Origin of the sequence: Paenibacillus oleatilyticus (genome assembly GCF_018998565.1) — a bacterium.
GTDB lineage: Bacteria > Bacillota > Bacilli > Paenibacillales > NBRC-103111 > Paenibacillus_G > Paenibacillus_G oleatilyticus.
Genome location: NZ_JAHNZO010000015.1, coordinates 1 through 15,758 on the forward strand (window position 1 = coordinate 1; position 15,758 = coordinate 15,758).

Here is a 15,758-nt window from a genome sequence, read left to right on the forward strand (position 1 = left end):
CGAATTCGTAGCTGTTTTGCACATTCGGATTAGAGCGAAGCATGCAACCACCGCCTTGTTAGGATAACAATATTATATCATATTAACGCGGTGAATGGATAAATAACGGAAACAAAGAAATAGCCTGCTGAGGGTTTCTCAACAGGCTGCAAGGGCCCTTTAGGGCCCTTTGGCTTTTTCACTTTTCTGCCGAGATGATTAAAAACATAGGTCTTCGAAGTTCGTCTTTCATGTCAGGCTCACTCTTTAACATTTCTTCGGAAGGAATCGGTTCACTGACTGCTCTAATACTAAAACCTGCATCTATTAAGTCGTTGATATAGGTTGAAAGCGTACGATGATATTTGTTACATTCTCCGTTAAAAATGTCGTTTCACGCACACCTTCCGATTGATAATCGTCAACTGCCCAATGCAGACGATTCCCTTGGTCGTCGTAATACCAGTCTTGTTCGCTGCCACTCTCCCGCCCCTTCAAGTCCTTTGACGGACCTTTGCATTTTTTCATAGGCGGAAAAGAAATTCACATCATCATACTTGTTTTGTTTCATTGGCTACATCTCCCCTCCCAATAACCGAGCGCTTCACCGACGCGTACCTTGCTGCCGACATCGAGACCGTCGCGGAACGAGAAAGCTTCCTTCTCAATCAGTAGTATAACCGTTGAACCGAATTCGAAGAAGGCCAGCTCCTCTCCCCGGTCCAACCGGACGCGCCGCGGCTCCGTATACCGAATGCTGCTGACGTTCATCGCTCCCACCTTGACGACCGTCGTCATGCCGAACCGGTGCCTGATGCAGGTAATCAGCCGTTCATTGCGGCTCAGTACCTTGCGCATAAGCCGCAGGCTGCGCTCGTGAACCGGATAGACCGTTCCCGGGATGCGGCGCGTGGCGGTTACCTCTCCGGCAACCGGGGAATGGACGCGATGGTAGTCGGCCGGGCTCAAATACAGGACGATAAAATAGCCGCTGCGGTACCGGTCCTTCATGGGCAAATCATGGAGCAGCTCGTCCAAGCCGTATTCTTGACCCTTGACCATAAAGCGCAGCTTGTCGTTCATCGAACCGATGCCGGTGACGGTGCCGTCCACGGGGCTGATCAGCGAATTGGCGTCGGGAGCGACGGGGCGCAGCCCGGGTTTTAACCGACGAATAAAAAAGTCGTTCAGCGATTCGTAGGCGTCAATCGGTTGTTCGGCTTCCTCGACCCGGATGCCGTACGTTTTCACAAAGCGCCGGATGAGCCGGCGGCTAGCTTTCGACTTGGTAAACGAGCCGATTCGCTCGGAAAGCCATTTGCGTGACGACAGCTCGGTTAGCAAACAAAATAAGTGCCGATTCAATGGGTTCATCGCCAGCCTTCGTTATAATAAATACTCTAACGAGACGAATTATAAAGGCGGCGGGCAGTTGCATCAATGACGAATTTCCTATCGTTACCATAGGCGTGCCATAATGAACGAACGAATGATTCAGAACAGCCCCGAGACGGTAGCCCAATAGTAACGGACCGGCAGCGCAATGCAGAGCAGCGTCAGTATGTAGCGGAATCCGGTTTCCGTGAACGAACCCGTTTCGATCGCCATAAATTTCGGCAGCAGCCGGAATTTGAGCTTGATCGGCCACAGCAGCTCGACTCCCTGCTCGTTGAACAAATCGATGAAAGCATGGGACGCGTAAGCGAGCAGAAGGCTCCAGAACAGCGGTTCCGGAAGCGGCAGCAGCAGCGCGGCAATGCCGCACAGGAACAAGACGGAGTGCGTCAGCGTCCGGTGCCGGACGTTCATAAGCCGCAGTACGAAGGATAGCGGAAAAAATACTTTGGCCATCGTCGATCCCGGTTTGTCGATGTCGGCCAAAGGCCCTGCCAAGCAGCCAAGCAGAAGCGCAGCGGCGGTTTCCCAGGACAGAAGCGGCACCTGGAAGTGCAGCAGCACCCCTTCCGCGGCCAGCAAACCGGCGACGCTGTGCGTTTTTTGCAGCATTCTTAGATCCTCCTCGGTATTCTGTGTTGTTGCGGCCCGGTCAAGAGCTTTCCCATTATACCAAACATATGATCGCATTTCTATATCTCTCTTAACCGGATACAAATTCGTTCGCTGGCGGACCCTCTTTTCCGTTCCTCCCGCGCCTCCCTTTCGCAATTGTTAAGAAACCGTTAGCGCATGCGGTCCAAAACGCCGGGACAAGCTAATTTTTATCTAACCGAAAAATGCTAAAATTTTTTTGCCCGGACCTGAGGAGTTTGTCGAATCCGGATCGTCTATAGTAGAGGACGCTGGCGATGCCCGATTCGGAGCTTCGCGCCGTCCGTGCATTTTATTTTCATCAGGAGGCTGCTTTATGCAAAAATTCATGCTGGTGCTTGCCGTTGTATTCGCCGTCAACTTTACCGCCACAGGCTCGACGCCTGCTACGCGCGCAGACAACAGCGGCCTCGTTACCGCGCACCGCGGCAGCTCGCACGCCGCGCCCGAGAACACGGCGAGCTCGATTCGCCAAGCGATCAAGGACGGAGCAGGCTATGCCGAGCTTGACGTTCAGGAGACGGCGGACGGGGTGATCGTGCTGATGCACGACGATAGCGCCAAACGGACGACGGGAATCAACAAGCCCATGTGGGAAATCCCGTACGGCGAGCTGCGCCAGGCGAGCGCCGGTGACTGGTTTCACCCGCAATTTCGCCAAGAACGCGTTCCGACGTTGGAAGAAATCATCGAGATCGCCCAAGGCAAAATCAAGCTCAACATCGAGCTTAAAAATAACGGTCATCAAAAACGGCTGGCCGAGGAAACCGTCAACATTATCGAGCGACGCAAATTTACGGCGGACTGTACGGTAACTTCGTTCGATCCGGCGCTTTTGCGCAAAGTAAAGCAGCTCAATGCCAGCATTCGAACCGGCTTGATCGTAGGGCAGAAATTTGCAAACCGTGAAGCGCTGTTTACGGACCGTAACTACGAAGTGCTCAGCGCCGCTTATCCTTTGGTCGACGAAGAGTTTATGCGTCTCGCCGCGCAGCATCGCAAGCAAGTGTTCGTCTGGACGGTCAATGACAAGAAAACGATGAACCGCATGCTGAAGCTCGGCGTCGACAGCATCATTACGAACGAGCCCGCACAGTTGGTCGAGCTTCTTCGCCAACGCCGCGCCAGGTCCTGACAGAACGGCAAAACCCGCCTGGCCGCAGTCCATCCGGACCGACCCGAAGGCGGGTTTGATTTGTTCTTAGACTTCCGATGTGTCTATGTCGCGCTCTTGCGAATGACGAATTCGTTCTCCATCATCGTCCAGATGCCGGGATCCTCCATGCCGAGTCTCCACAAGGCGATACCCCGGATGCCCAGACGATGGGCAAGCTGCATTTTCGACCGGATACTGGCCGCATTTTCAAACCAAACCTCGTGCCTATTGCCGGACTCATCCGTATAAGCGAACATCGGTGTCTGCGTTTTCTCGTCGAAGATGACTTCTTTATTGTATCTTCTCGCCAAATTCATCGCCATGGCATAGGTCGCATACGTGTTGCGTCCCGTCGTCAAGTTGAAATCGAAGCCGAATACCGACACGGCGGCCGTAATTTTGGAGGCGGGCATTTTCGTCAACGCATATTTGACCACGCTTTCCATCCAGCCGATCGAGACGACGGGCCCCGGACCGCTTCCCGGCCAACCATGCTCGTTATACAGCATGACCACGAACTCGTCGACCGCCTGGCCCAGCACGGAATAATTGAACGGCGCCGAGAACGGGTTCGTCGGTTCGTCCGAGGTGCGCGAAGGCGTATCGACGGAATAAAAATACCCGTGATCGCGCAAAGCTTTGCCGAGTTCCCGGTAAAAGGCCGAAAGGCGCTCCCTGTCTTCGTAACGGACATCCTCGAAGTCGATGTTGACCCCGTCGAAGTTGTAACGCTGGATCAGCGCGATCACGCTAGAAATGAATGCTCTGCGCGTATCCGGTGTGGCCAGCATCCCGTGGATGACTTCCTTGTTGACCTCCGCATGCCCTCTTTCGTATAACAAATTATGTACCGTCGGCATCATTTTCACATTATGGCGATGTCCGTAATCCACGACCTGCCGCATGTAGACGTCGGTGAACGTTGCCGGAAATTTCTCGATTTCCGTCGGACTGGCCCGGTTGATGCGGAAATGAAACATGCCCACGGCGGACAGCTGCGCGGTATGCTCCACAAACACTTGATGCGAGCTGGGAAGCGTCGGACCTTCCCTTTCCGTGTAAAAGCCCAGCACCTGCTGCACCGGACGTTCCCCGCCGTGAGGAACGACCCGGACAAGGTCCCGGAGCACCCAGCCGATCCGTCCGTCGTACAGCTGCACCTGCACCCAATCGCCTTCGATGCCCGTCACCGGCAGTCTGGCTCCCCGGTCCATCTGGTCGATGAGCGGCGAGGTCGTTCCCGGATACTTGCGGATGTTCACCGTGTTCGCGTTGACAATCGCCTCCGTATAGACGGGAATACGCAGCCTTTGTCCGACCTGCAAAGCCGTTGACGTCAATCCGTTTAAAATCATGATCGCCTGGTACGTCGTCCCGAATCTTTGAGCGATCAAATAGAGGGAATCCCCCCGCTGAACGACATATGTAATCATGGTCTTCTCCTTTGCGAAGCATGTTACTACTATTCGTATTCAGCCGAGGGACGCAATACGATCGGTGCGCATAAATTTTTTGAACGGTTAAATAAATCCGCCGTTGACGCGCAGCGTCTGGCCGGTGATCCATTGGGACTTGTCGCTGACCAGCAGCTCGACCGCATCGGCGATGTCTTCGGGTTCCCCTATACGGCCGAACGCATTGAGCTTTTTCATGCCCTCGATCTGCTCCTCGGTTTTACCTGCCGTAAAAAGCTCCGTATTCACAGGGCCGGGAGCTACCGCATTAATCGTAATTTGTTTGGCGCCGAACTCCTTCGCAAGCTGACGGGTGAATTGTTCGACCGCCCCTTTCGTGCCCGCATAGACGCTGTACGTCGGAAACATCTGCCCGATGATCGAGGTCGAGAAGTTCACGATTCTGCCGTTGTTTTCCATATGCTTCATCGCTTGCTGGCATGCGAAAAAGGTGCCTTTGACATTCACGGCGAACTGCTGCTCAAAATCGCTCTCCGTCACGTCCGAAAGCGGTTTGTTGAGCATCAGTCCGGCGTTGTTGATCAGAATATCCACCTTCCCGAATTCGGCGATCGTTCGGGCAAACAATTGTTCGATATCGCTCACCTCGCCGAGATCGGCGCGAATGGCGGTCGCGTGACCGCCCTTTTGAACGATGCCCGCCACTACTTCCGCTGCCTTCTCCGGGCTCCCGGCATAATTGATCGCTACCTTGGCACCCAATCCGGCCAACCGCTCGGCAATGACGCGGCCGATTCCCCGCGACGATCCGGTAACGATGGCTACTTTACCTTCCAATGGTTTCATACGTGCTTCCCTTCTTTCTTAGTCGTTGGTTTTGAGGCCTTGCTCGATCAGAGCCCACACATCCGAAAACTCGGCGTCGATCGCCGCGCTTTTCCATTCGTAAGCGTGGGCCGGATGATGAAACCGCGCCGTAGCGTAAAAGACGGCACGGGCCGACCGTTCGGGATGGTCGGACTTCAGACCGCCGCGGAGCATGATATCCATCAGATGCCCGACAATACGGCCAATGTGCTTGGAGATGAGTTCGGCGGATTCATCCGATACTTTGGCATACATGGCAAACAACGCTTCGTCTTCGCGGGCATAGTGCCGCTTTAGCCGGACTAGCGTCTGAATATACGCTTGTACATGTCCGACTCCGTGCAATGAAGAGTCGCGACACACGTCCGCAAGCGGCGCGACGATCTTCTCCTCCAGCCATTGTTCCGTCGCCGCTTCGAACAGCTCCGTCTTGCTTTTGAAATGGCGGTAAATGCTGCCGTGACTGACGTCTAACGCTTTCGCCACGTCCGTTACCGAGGTTTTCGCCATCCCGTATCGTCTGATCGTTTCTTCCGTTGCCGCAATGATTTGTTCCTTCGTTAACACGTCCGAGGATTTTTCCATAAAAACACACCCCCCTTGCCATTAGAATAGCACACATCAGTTACAAATGACAAATTTTATTTTTTGTCAGTTGTTACACTTTCGTCATCTCTTAGCCGTCCGGCTTAATATTGGTTACAATGATAGGTATGGAATTTATCACGAAAGCCGGGTGGAGCTTGAACTATGGTCGATTTTGAATGGTATCGAAGCTTTGTTGCGATTTATAAGCATAACTCGGTGTCGGAAGCCGCGAAAGCCCGCATGATGACGCAGCCGGCCATGAGCCAGCATTTGGCTTCCCTGGAAGCGGAGGTGGGGGAAGCTTTATTTATAAGAACTTCAAGAAAAATCATCCCGACGGAAAGAGGAAAGCAGCTATACTCGCAGCTGGCGCCTTTGATCGAATCGCTGGAGGAAACGACGATGGCGTTCAAATCCGCTTCCCTGCCCAGTCTTCGAACGATCCGAATCGGGTCGGCGCATGAGTTTTATATGGAAAAAGTCATCCCTCTGCTGCCTCGATTCAAAACGTGCACTATCTCCACTTTCGGAACGGCCGATCAATTGTTGGAGATGCTGAAGGAAGATAAAGCGGATATCGTCATTACGTCCAAAAAGTTTGTGACTCCGGGAATCGAGTATGCGAAGCTGTACGACGAACAATTTGTCGTTGTCGCCCCTGCCCGGCTGGAAGTGCCTGAAACGGACAGTCTGAGGCTGAGAGAACAGTGGCTTGCCGCCCAAAATTGGATCAGCTACGGCTTGGAGCTGCCGATTATCCGAAGGTTTTGGAGAGAGCATTTTAAAAAACGTCCGCTGATTAAACCGACCCACGTCATTCCTAATTTGCATATCATTTTGAAGGCGATCGAAATCGGCGAAGGCTTAAGCATGATGCCTACCTATCTGCTGGAAAAATCGATAAACGAGCGAACCAAAGTGATCTACGGGGATTTAACCGTAAAAAACGAGCTGTTTTTCGCCTATAACATGAAGCATAAGCATCTGCCCCAAATTCAGGAGCTGATGCAGCTTATCCGTGAAAGCAATCCATAAATAAATTTATAAATGGAGTACAATTTCATAATTTGTTTTATGCCTGCTTCGGATTTACAATGTAGACTATCGATTTCAACCGGGAGGAAGGCGGACACGTGCAAAATCGCCTTCCTTACTTATAGGGAGGGACTTTTCTTGAGATCGCATAGTTTAACTAATCCATCGAGAGCGGCATCGAGCAAAAGCTCGACCATGGCTTTATACGCATTAACGGTGGGTGCATTTGCCATCGGAATGACGGAATTCGTCATCATGGGGCTGCTGCCGGAGGTGGCGGCGGACCTTCAAGTCTCGATTCCGTCGGCCGGCCTGCTCATTACCGGCTACGCCCTCGGAGTCGCCCTGGGCGCGCCGTTCATTACGATGGCTACGCACAAGATGCAGCGCAAAGCGCTTCTGCTCCTGCTTATGGCCATCTTTATCGCCGGGAACGCGCTCGCCGCGCTTGCGGCGAATTACGCGGTTTTGATGCTAGCCCGCATGGTGGCAGCGCTGACGCACGGCTCCTTTTTCGGTGTCGGCTCCGTTGTCGCAGCCGAGCTGGTTCCCAAGGAAAAGCGCGCCGGCGCTATTGCCATCATGTTCACCGGGCTGACCTTGGCGAACATTCTGGGTGTCCCGATCGGGACGTTCCTCGGTCAAGCGTACGGCTGGCGCGCGCCGTTCTGGGCCATTACCTCGATCGGCTTCGTGGCGCTGCTTGGCGTCATTGTGCTGGTGCCCAAGGTGAAGGCGGCCCCGTCGAGCCTGGGGCAAGAGCTTGGCGTGCTGCGCCGGCCTGCGGTTCATGTGGCGCTGCTGATGACGGTGTTTGGCTTCGGAGGCGTGTTTACGGCCTTCACTTACATTACGCCCATTTTGGTGGACATCACCGGGTTCTCGCCGGGCTCGGTATCTTACATTCTTGTTTTGTTCGGCCTCGGGATTACCATAGGCAATATTTATGGGGGAAAATTGGCGGACCGGAATCTGCTGCCCTCGCTCACCGGGATTCTCGTCCTGCTCGCAGCCGTTCTCGTCCTGTTGGGGCTGACGGATCATGTTAAGATCTTGACGTTGATCACGGTATTTGTTTTTGGCGTAGCCGCATTCGGGACCGTTCCGGGACTACAGCTTCATATGCTGAATACGGCGAAAGAGGCGCCTACTCTGGCTTCTACGCTGAACATCGCAGCCTTTAACCTCGGCAATGCCTTGGGCGCTTATTTGGGGGGCCTGGTCATCGACATGCAGCTTGGCGGAGGGCTTCCCGCCGTTCCATACGCCGCCGCTCTGGTGACGGTGGTCGGCATTTTGTTTACACTCTGGGGCATTCGGCAAAGCAAAACCGCGGCAAGAGCCGGTTTCAAGTAAAAGTTAGCGATATCAGGCTGCCGGCACAACGGCGGCCTGATTGCCTTTTCGCGCCAGTTTCGAGCGGTGGCCGACTTTGTCTTCGGGAAATGTCCGCTGCTAAGCGGCTTCCAAACAAATTTCACGAAGACAAGAGTGGTCGGAAGTGGATACCCCACCCCTTCGTTACCTCTATAGTCCCGTTTGACCACTTTCTCAACAAGCTCAGCCCGGCACCTTAAATCGGTACCAGGCTGAGTTTTTCTCACGACCTGCGCGCTTACATTTGACGGCAGGCGATTAGTTTTTCCGGGAAGTTAACTTGGCTTGCGTAAACAGCAGCAAATAATCGTAGCCGCCCGCTTTGGAGTCCGTGCCGGACATGTTGAACCCGCCGAACGGATGCACACCGACCAAGGCGCCGGTACACTTGCGGTTAATGTACAGATTGCCGCAGTGCATCGTTTCCAGCGCTTCCTCGATCCGCTCTTCGTCCGAGGAGAAGAATGCGCCCGTCAAACCGAATTCGGTGTCGTTGTACATCGCAACCGCTTCTTTCCAGTCCTTCGCTTTGCCGATGGCGAGCACCGGCCCGAAAATCTCCTCTTGCATGATCCGCGCTTTGCCGTCCACGTCGGCAAATACCGTCGGCTCGATATAATAGCCGTTGCCATCCGCCTTGCCGCCGCCGGCAAGCAGCTTGCCTTCCGTCTTGCCGATCTCGATGTAATTCAAAATTTTATCGTAGGAGCCTTGATCGATGACCGGTCCGACCGGCGCATTGGTTTCCGGCAGCCCGACTTGCAGGGCTTTCGTCAATTCGACGACCTTCTCGACCACTTCGTCGTACACAGACTCGACGATAAACGCGCGCGAGCCGGCCGAGCATTTCTGGCCTTGGAAGCCGAAAGCCGAAGCGACAATCGCTTGGGCCGCCGCTTGAAGATCGGCTGTTTCGTCGACGACAATTCCGTCTTTTCCGCCCATCTCCGCAACGACGCGCTTGATCCAGATTTGTCCCGGAGCCGTCTCCGCCGCCAAGCGGTTAATGCGCAGCCCGATTTCCTTGGAGCCGGTGAAGCTGACGAAGCGCGTTTTCGGATGCGTCGTCAAGTAATCGCCGACTTCCGCGCCGCTGCCCGGAATATAGTTGATGACGCCGGCAGGCAGTCCCACTTCTTCCATTAATGCCACGAATTTATGAGCGATGACCGGCGTCGTGGACGCAGGCTTGAGCAGAACGGTGTTGCCGGATACGACGGCGGCCGTCGTCATGCCTACGCAAATCGCCAGCGGGAAGTTCCACGGAGGAATCACAACGCCGACGCCAAGCGGAATGTACGTCAGGTTGTTCGTCTCGCCCGCAATTTTCGTCAATGGCTGGGTTTCGTTGATGCGGCTCAGGCGCAGCATTTCCCGGGCATAAAACTCGATGAAGTCGATCGCTTCCGCGGTATCGGCATCGGCCTCCGCATAGTTTTTGCCGGATTCCAGAATCATCATCGCGGAAAACTCGTGTTTGCGCTGACGCATCAGCTCCGCCGCTTTAAACAAATAGTCCGCGCGCTCCGCAGCAGGTACCCGCTTCCACGATTCGAACGCCTGCAGAGCAACCTGCATCGCCTCTTCGGCCAAAGCCTGATCGGCTTTGCTGACGCTGCCGATCACTTGATCCTTGTCTCCCGGGTTAATCGATACGATGCGCGCTTCAGTCATCACTTTTTTGCTGCCAATATGCAGCGGGTAATCCCGGCCAAGCTCGGCCTTGACCTTGGCGAGTGCGGCTTCCATCGCTTTCTTGTTCTCTTCCTTGCTGAAATCCGTAAACGGTTCGTTTACAAACGGGCTTACTTTTGTCAACATATTCATGGATAAGTCCCCTTTCAAGGATAGGAATGGTTTATTTAAACATATTTTTCAGGACAAACCACACATTCGCCGGACGTTCCGCCAGCCGCCGCATGAAGTAACCGAACCAATCGATGCCGTACGGAACGTAAACGCGCACCTTGTAGCCTTCGGCTACCAGCCGGTTTTGCAGTTCCTCGCAAATCCCGTAGAGCATCTGGAACTCGAAGCGGTCGTTCGGGATGCCGTGCTCTTTAACAATTTGCTTCGTAAACTCGATCATGTTCTCGTCATGGCTGGCTACCGCCGTATAGTTCCCGTTCAGCAGGTGCATCTTGATGATCTTCTTGTAATTCTCGTCGACATCTTTCTTTTCCGGGAAGGCCACCTTCGGAGACTCCTTGTAGGCTCCCTTCACCAGACGCAGATTGGCCCGGAGCTCGTTCAAATCCTTGATATCCTGCTCCGTGCGGAACAAGTACGCCTGAATCACGATGCCGACGTTGTCGTAGGTCTGACGAAGCTCGCGGTAAATATCGAGCGACACTTGGCAGTGGGCGTAATCCTCCATATCGATGCGCACGAAATTGCCGTATTCCCGGGCTCTGTCCAAAATTTTGCGCATATTGCCGATGCACAGCTCTTTGTCGATATCCAGCCCGAGCGACGTCATCTTCAGGGAAAGGTTGGACTGAACGCCCGATTCCGCAATCGCATCCAACGTGCGCAGACACATTTCGGTCGATTCCATCGCTTCGGCCTCGGTGGAAATAAATTCGCCCAAATGGTCCAACGTGACGACCCGGCCGGACTGATTCAGCTTGCGAACCACTTCAATCGACTGCCCGATTGTTTCGCCTGCGACGAAGCGGGCCGCGCCGAAGCGCAATCCGTACCTTTTCGCCAATTGATTCGCGGAGCGGTTCTTTCCGATCGCTTGAAACATATTCCGCATGAGCACTTCCATGGACACCGAATCCTCCTTCTAACACCATCCATTGTTGTCGTATGAAAGCGTTATCTGTATTTACACTATACAATCAAAAGACGAAATTGTACACACATTTAACAATAATTTTGTTTATTTTTAATTAACTTGTCTATTTTTGAACACTTTTAGGCTTAATTCGAAAATAAATCCCTACGCCGAGCATGGTTAAAAGCCCGCCGGCCGCCTGAAGCCAGGTAGGCTGTTCATTCAATAACAGATACGCCAAAATGATTGCCAATACCGGTTCGCCGATGACCGCCATGGACACCGTCGTCGCGTTCACGTAGGCTAGAAGCCAATTGAACAGCATTTGCCCCATCACGGTAGGGATCAGCGCCAACAGCACAAAGATACCCCAGTCCGTCGGCGTATAATCCGTAAGTGTATAACGATTGAACATATTGAACATAAACAGCAGCAAGGCGGCAATGACAAAAACAAACAGACTGTACAGCATGGACGGGATTTCTTTCATCAGCTTTTGCCCTGCCATCAAATAGAGCGAATAGCTGAGCGCTCCCGCAATCGACAGCAGATCGCCGTAAAGAGCTTGCCCGGAGAAGCCGATATCTCCCCAGCCGATCAGCAGCGACCCGACCAAGGCGACGATCAAGCTGGCGACGCCTTGAACGGAGGTCCGCTCTTTAAACAGGAAAAACGAACCGATCATAATAAAAACAGGCTGCAGCGTTAACAAGATCATGGAGCTGGCAACGGAAGTGTGCTTTAGCGACTCCATCCAGAAAAGAAAGTGCAGACCCAGAAACAAACCGGACAGCACCAGCAGCAAGCCGCCCTTGACGCTCCAGGAAAACCGGCCGGCTCCCGTTTGCCTCCACGGCCTGAACGGAAGCAGCAGCACAATCGTGAACAAAAGCCGATACATGCCCATGATCGAGGCCGGAGCCGACGACCACTTAATAAAGATGGAAGATAACGCAACGGAAAATACTCCCACAAACAGCAAGGCATACGGCGATACAGGCAAACTGCCGCGTTTCGTCGTCACGGCCGGTTGGGACAACCGTTCCTCTAGAGGGCGAGCCATCAATGAACTCCGAGGTAAGCCTTGACCACGTTGTCGTCCGCAAGCAGGTTGGCCGCGCTGTCTTCCATCGTTATGGAGCCGGTTTCCAGCACGTAGCCGCGATGCGCCAATTTGAGCGCCGCCTTCGCATTCTGCTCGACCAGCAAAATCGTCGTGCCCCGCTGCCGGTTGATCTGTTTGATGATCTTCATAATGTCGATGACGATGATCGGGGCAAGCCCCATCGAAGGCTCGTCGAGCATCAATAGCTTGGGCTCCGACATGAGCGCCCGGCCGATGGCCAGCATCTGCTGCTCCCCGCCGCTTAACGTTCCCGCCATTTGCTTGCGGCGCTCGGCCAGCCGGGGGAACATTTGAAAGACCATATCCAGATTTTGCGCCAGCCCTGCCTTGTCGCTTTTTTTGATGAAAAAGCCGAGCTCCAGGTTTTCCGTCACCGTAAGACCGCCGAACACCCTGCGCCCCTCCGGCACGTGCACGACGCCCATTTCCACGATCGTATGCGGCTCTTTTTTCGTCAGATCCTCGCCCATAAACGCGATGCTGCCTTGAGCCGGACGGATCAGCCCGGATATCGTTTTCAGAATCGTGCTTTTGCCGGCGCCGTTGGCCCCGAGCAGCGCGACGATTTCACCTTGCTTCACCGTAAAATCGACGCCGCGGACCGCCTGAATTTTGCCGTAAAAGGTTTCCATGCGCTTCACGTCGAGAATGGCGCTCATACCGCCTCATCCTCCTCTTCTTTGCCCAAATACGCTTCGATCACCCGGGGATCGTTCAGCACGTCCTGCGGTTTGCCTTCCGCCAGCTTTTGCCCGTAATTCAGCACCATAATGTGATCGGAAACTTTATTGATCAATCCCATATCGTGCTCGATCAGGACAACGGGAATGCGGTAAGTCTCGCGGATTCGACCGATCAGACCGATCAGATCCTGCTTTTCGCTGAAATTGAAGCCCGCCGCCGGCTCGTCCAAAAAAAGGATTTTCGGCTGAATCGCCAAGGCGCGCGCAATTTCCAGATAACGCTGGGCGCCGTATGGCAGGTTCTTGGCAAGCCGGTCGGTGTACGCCTCGATCCCGACAAAACGGATGCACTCCTCCGCCACCTGCCGAATCCAGGCTTCCTCCTTGCGGTGGCCGGGCGTGCGCAGCAGCGCTCCCAACAGCCCTTGCTTCGTTCTGGAATGCATGCCCGCCATCACGTTCTCAAGCACAGTCAGGTTCGGAAAGACGCGCAGGTTCTGGAAGGTGCGGGCCATGCCCATCGACGTAATCCGGCTCGGCTTCTTCCCGACGATATTCACACCGTCGAATAAAATTTCGCCGCGCGTCGGCCGGTAAAAGCCCGTAATCATATTGAACAAGGATGTTTTCCCGGCCCCGTTCGGCCCGATGACGCTCATCACCGCATTGTCCGGAATGTCAAAGCTCAGATTGTTGACGGCCGTCAATCCGCCGAATTGGAGATGCAGATTGGAAATTCGCATGTTCGCCATTTCGCTCACCTCGGTTTGCTTATTCTTTACCCCGGCTTTCGGGAACAAGTCCTTGCGGGCGGAAAATCATCAGGATCACCAGCGCGACCCCGAAGACAAGGAAGCGGTAGCGATCGATATCCACATCCAAATGAATGAGCTTATTCAAATCCCGAAGCGACTCGGGAAGAACGATGACGATAATCGCGCCGATCACGACGCCGGAAATCCGGCCCAGCCCGCCCAGGATCACGGCCAGCAAAATCATGACCGACTGCATGAAGTTGAAGCTTTCGGGCGCAATTGCCGTCATTTTGACCGCAAACACCGCGCCAGCCAGTCCGCCGAAAAAGGCTCCTACCGAATAAGCGGCCAGCTTGCTGCGCACCCGGTTGATGCCCATCGCCTCCGCAGCGTCCTCATCCTCCCGGATGTAAGCCCAGGAACGCCCGATTCTCGATTGTCCGAGCCGCTTGGAAGCGACGATTGCAATGACTGCCAAAATCAGTATCGCCCAATAGCAGTACGTCAGGTTGTTGATCGTAATGCCCATGAAGGTCGTCGGAGCGGGAAACGGGCTCAGGATGCCGTAAATTCCGGACGCTCCGCCGGTAAATTCGAGATTTTTGGCCGATATTTTGACAATCTCGCCGAAGCCCAGCGTGACGATCGCCAGGTAGTCGCTGCGCAGCCGCAGGGTCGGTGCCCCGATAATAAGTCCGGCCACGGCGGCGAATAATCCGCTAAGCGCAAGGGCCAGAAAAAAATTCATATGAAACTGCGTCATGAAAATGCCCGTCGTATAGGCGCCGACCGCGAAAAACGCGGAATACCCCAGGTCGAGCAGCCCGGCGTAGCCGACCACGACATTCAGTCCGAGCCCGAGAACGATATAGAACACGGCAAGAAAGCCGACGTCCAGCCAATAAGGCCCGGCGAAGAAAGGGAAAAACGCGGCCAGCACCATCAGCGCCGCGAGCGCCGACGATTTAGCATTGATTTTCGGACGGTTTAAAACAACGGTTTGCTTCGTCGCATTTTCCATACCTTTACATCCTTTCCGTCACTTTTTGGCCTAAAATACCCGTCGGTTTGACCACCAGCAGAGCGATGAGAATGAAAAACGCAAAGACATCCTTCCACTCGCCGCCGAATTGGTACGTGCCGACCGTCTCCAGCACGCCCAGCATCAAGCCGCCGAGCATTGCCCCGCGAATGTTGCCGATTCCGCCGATGACGGCCGCCGTAAAGGCCTTCATGCCAAAAATAAAGCCCATCGTAAACGTCAGACTGCCGTAATAGCTCGCATTCATCATACCGGCGGCCGCAGCCAGGAAGGAGCCGACGAAGAACGTCAACGAAATCACTTTCGTCACGTTGATGCCGACCAGACTGCTGGCCGTCTGATCGATCGCAATCGCCCGCATCGCCTTGCCGTAAATCGTCCGGTGGACGAACAGCTGCAAAGCGATCATCAGGAATGCCGAGACGGCGATGATGCCGATCTGGGCATACGTGATTTTGGCGCCGAGGAGCGTGAACCCGGTCGTCGGCAGCGTCACGGGCATAATGTAAGGCTTCGCGCCATAAGCGGCCATAATCGTATTTTCAAGCACCAGCGACATGCCGACCGCGGTAATCAATATCGATAAACGGGGAGCCTTCAGCAGCGGCCTGTAGGCGATCCGTTCGATTCCCATCCCCAAAAATCCGGTGACAACCATCGCGATGAGAAAAGCCAAGCCTATTCCCAGCAAGCTTTCCCCCGTACCGGTCAGCTTGGCCAATACCGTGTAGCCAATGAAAGCGCCGACCATGAACAAATCGCCATGCGCAAAATTGAGCAGCTTGATGATGCCGTATACCATCGAATAACCGAGCGCAATCAGGGCATAAAAGGAACCTACGATCAAAGCGTTAATCAACTGCTGCACAAAAATGTCGGTGGTAAGATGAAATTCCATCGGACC

At 54.2% G+C, this 15,758-nt stretch carries 16 protein-coding genes and 1 pseudogene; 3 read left to right on the forward strand and 14 right to left on the reverse strand.

Features of this window, described 5'->3' with window-relative positions; all coding sequences use genetic code 11:
* Positions 1 to 178: 178 nt before the first annotated feature.
* The 4 genes and pseudogenes from KQX66_RS19435 to KQX66_RS19445 form a co-directional block, all read right to left on the reverse strand.
* A pseudogene (locus KQX66_RS19435) lies at positions 179 to 462 on the reverse strand (class I SAM-dependent methyltransferase); the annotation flags it as partial.
* Entirely contained in the window at positions 401 to 550 is a 150-nt protein-coding gene (locus tag KQX66_RS38730; RefSeq protein ID WP_438804204.1) for a hypothetical protein, read from the reverse strand. The pseudogene KQX66_RS19435 and the gene KQX66_RS38730, both read right to left, overlap by 62 nt.
* Positions 547 to 1,353 (reverse strand): archaetidylserine decarboxylase, encoded by an 807-nt coding sequence (gene asd, locus KQX66_RS19440; RefSeq protein ID WP_216794473.1) that lies wholly within the window; start codon positions 1,351 to 1,353, stop codon positions 547 to 549. The genes KQX66_RS38730 and asd overlap by 4 nt, the downstream gene beginning before the upstream one ends.
* 120 nt (positions 1,354 to 1,473) lie before the next feature.
* Positions 1,474 to 1,986 carry a metal-dependent hydrolase gene (locus tag KQX66_RS19445; protein ID WP_216794474.1) on the reverse strand — a complete coding sequence of 171 codons (513 nt, stop codon included), beginning with the start codon at positions 1,984 to 1,986 and terminating at the stop codon, positions 1,474 to 1,476.
* Positions 1,987 to 2,344: 358 nt separating this feature from the next.
* Between KQX66_RS19445 and KQX66_RS19450 the strand changes: the two genes are divergently transcribed.
* Positions 2,345 to 3,163, forward strand: coding sequence for a glycerophosphodiester phosphodiesterase (locus tag KQX66_RS19450; RefSeq protein WP_216794475.1), 819 nt, complete (start codon positions 2,345 to 2,347; stop codon positions 3,161 to 3,163).
* 83 nt (positions 3,164 to 3,246) lie between these two features.
* Here the strand turns inward: KQX66_RS19450 and KQX66_RS19455 are convergent, their stop codons facing one another.
* From KQX66_RS19455 to KQX66_RS19465, 3 genes are all read right to left on the reverse strand, one after another.
* The gene (locus tag KQX66_RS19455) at positions 3,247 to 4,617 is read right to left on the reverse strand and encodes a glycosyl hydrolase family 18 protein (protein ID WP_253957288.1); all 1,371 of its coding nucleotides are present in this window, start codon (positions 4,615 to 4,617) and stop codon (positions 3,247 to 3,249) included.
* 87 nt (positions 4,618 to 4,704) lie between these two features.
* Positions 4,705 to 5,445 carry an SDR family oxidoreductase gene (locus tag KQX66_RS19460; protein ID WP_216794476.1) on the reverse strand — a complete coding sequence of 247 codons (741 nt, stop codon included), beginning with the start codon at positions 5,443 to 5,445 and terminating at the stop codon, positions 4,705 to 4,707.
* Positions 5,446 to 5,463: 18 nt separating this feature from the next.
* A complete protein-coding gene (locus tag KQX66_RS19465) occupies positions 5,464 to 6,051 on the reverse strand; it encodes a TetR/AcrR family transcriptional regulator (protein WP_216794477.1) in 588 nt (195 codons plus the stop codon).
* A 165-nt stretch (positions 6,052 to 6,216) separates the two neighbouring features.
* Here KQX66_RS19465 and KQX66_RS19470 point away from each other — a divergent pair, with 165 nt between their 5' ends.
* Together KQX66_RS19470 and KQX66_RS19475 are read left to right on the forward strand one after the other, a co-directional pair.
* Positions 6,217 to 7,089: a LysR family transcriptional regulator gene (locus KQX66_RS19470; RefSeq protein ID WP_216794478.1), complete on the forward strand. Its 873-nt coding sequence runs from the start codon at positions 6,217 to 6,219 to the stop codon at positions 7,087 to 7,089.
* A gap of 195 nt (positions 7,090 to 7,284) precedes the next feature.
* Complete coding sequence (locus tag KQX66_RS19475; RefSeq protein ID WP_216794616.1) at positions 7,285 to 8,445, forward strand: MFS transporter; 1,161 nt, start codon at positions 7,285 to 7,287, stop codon at positions 8,443 to 8,445.
* Positions 8,446 to 8,724: 279 nt separating this feature from the next.
* On the opposite strand, the gene pruA is transcribed toward KQX66_RS19475, so the two are convergent.
* The 7 genes from pruA to KQX66_RS19510 form a co-directional block, all read right to left on the reverse strand.
* Positions 8,725 to 10,293 (reverse strand): L-glutamate gamma-semialdehyde dehydrogenase, encoded by a 1,569-nt coding sequence (gene pruA / locus KQX66_RS19480; protein WP_216794479.1) that lies wholly within the window; start codon positions 10,291 to 10,293, stop codon positions 8,725 to 8,727.
* Between the two features lie 31 nt (positions 10,294 to 10,324).
* Entirely contained in the window at positions 10,325 to 11,239 is a 915-nt protein-coding gene (locus KQX66_RS19485; protein ID WP_216794480.1) for a proline dehydrogenase family protein, read from the reverse strand.
* A 133-nt stretch (positions 11,240 to 11,372) separates the two neighbouring features.
* Positions 11,373 to 12,311, reverse strand: a complete 939-nt coding sequence (locus KQX66_RS19490; protein ID WP_216794481.1) for a DMT family transporter — start codon at positions 12,309 to 12,311, stop codon at positions 11,373 to 11,375.
* A complete protein-coding gene (locus KQX66_RS19495) occupies positions 12,311 to 13,033 on the reverse strand; it encodes an ABC transporter ATP-binding protein (RefSeq protein ID WP_216794482.1) in 723 nt (240 codons plus the stop codon). The genes KQX66_RS19490 and KQX66_RS19495 overlap by 1 nt, the downstream gene beginning before the upstream one ends.
* A complete protein-coding gene (locus KQX66_RS19500) occupies positions 13,030 to 13,809 on the reverse strand; it encodes an ABC transporter ATP-binding protein (RefSeq protein WP_216794483.1) in 780 nt (259 codons plus the stop codon). Before KQX66_RS19500 ends, KQX66_RS19495 begins: the two co-directional genes overlap by 4 nt.
* 19 nt (positions 13,810 to 13,828) lie before the next feature.
* The gene (locus tag KQX66_RS19505) at positions 13,829 to 14,833 is read right to left on the reverse strand and encodes a branched-chain amino acid ABC transporter permease (protein WP_216794484.1); all 1,005 of its coding nucleotides are present in this window, start codon (positions 14,831 to 14,833) and stop codon (positions 13,829 to 13,831) included.
* A 4-nt stretch (positions 14,834 to 14,837) separates the two neighbouring features.
* Positions 14,838 to 15,752 carry a branched-chain amino acid ABC transporter permease gene (locus tag KQX66_RS19510; protein ID WP_216794485.1) on the reverse strand — a complete coding sequence of 305 codons (915 nt, stop codon included), beginning with the start codon at positions 15,750 to 15,752 and terminating at the stop codon, positions 14,838 to 14,840.
* Positions 15,753 to 15,758: the final 6 nt, after the last annotated feature.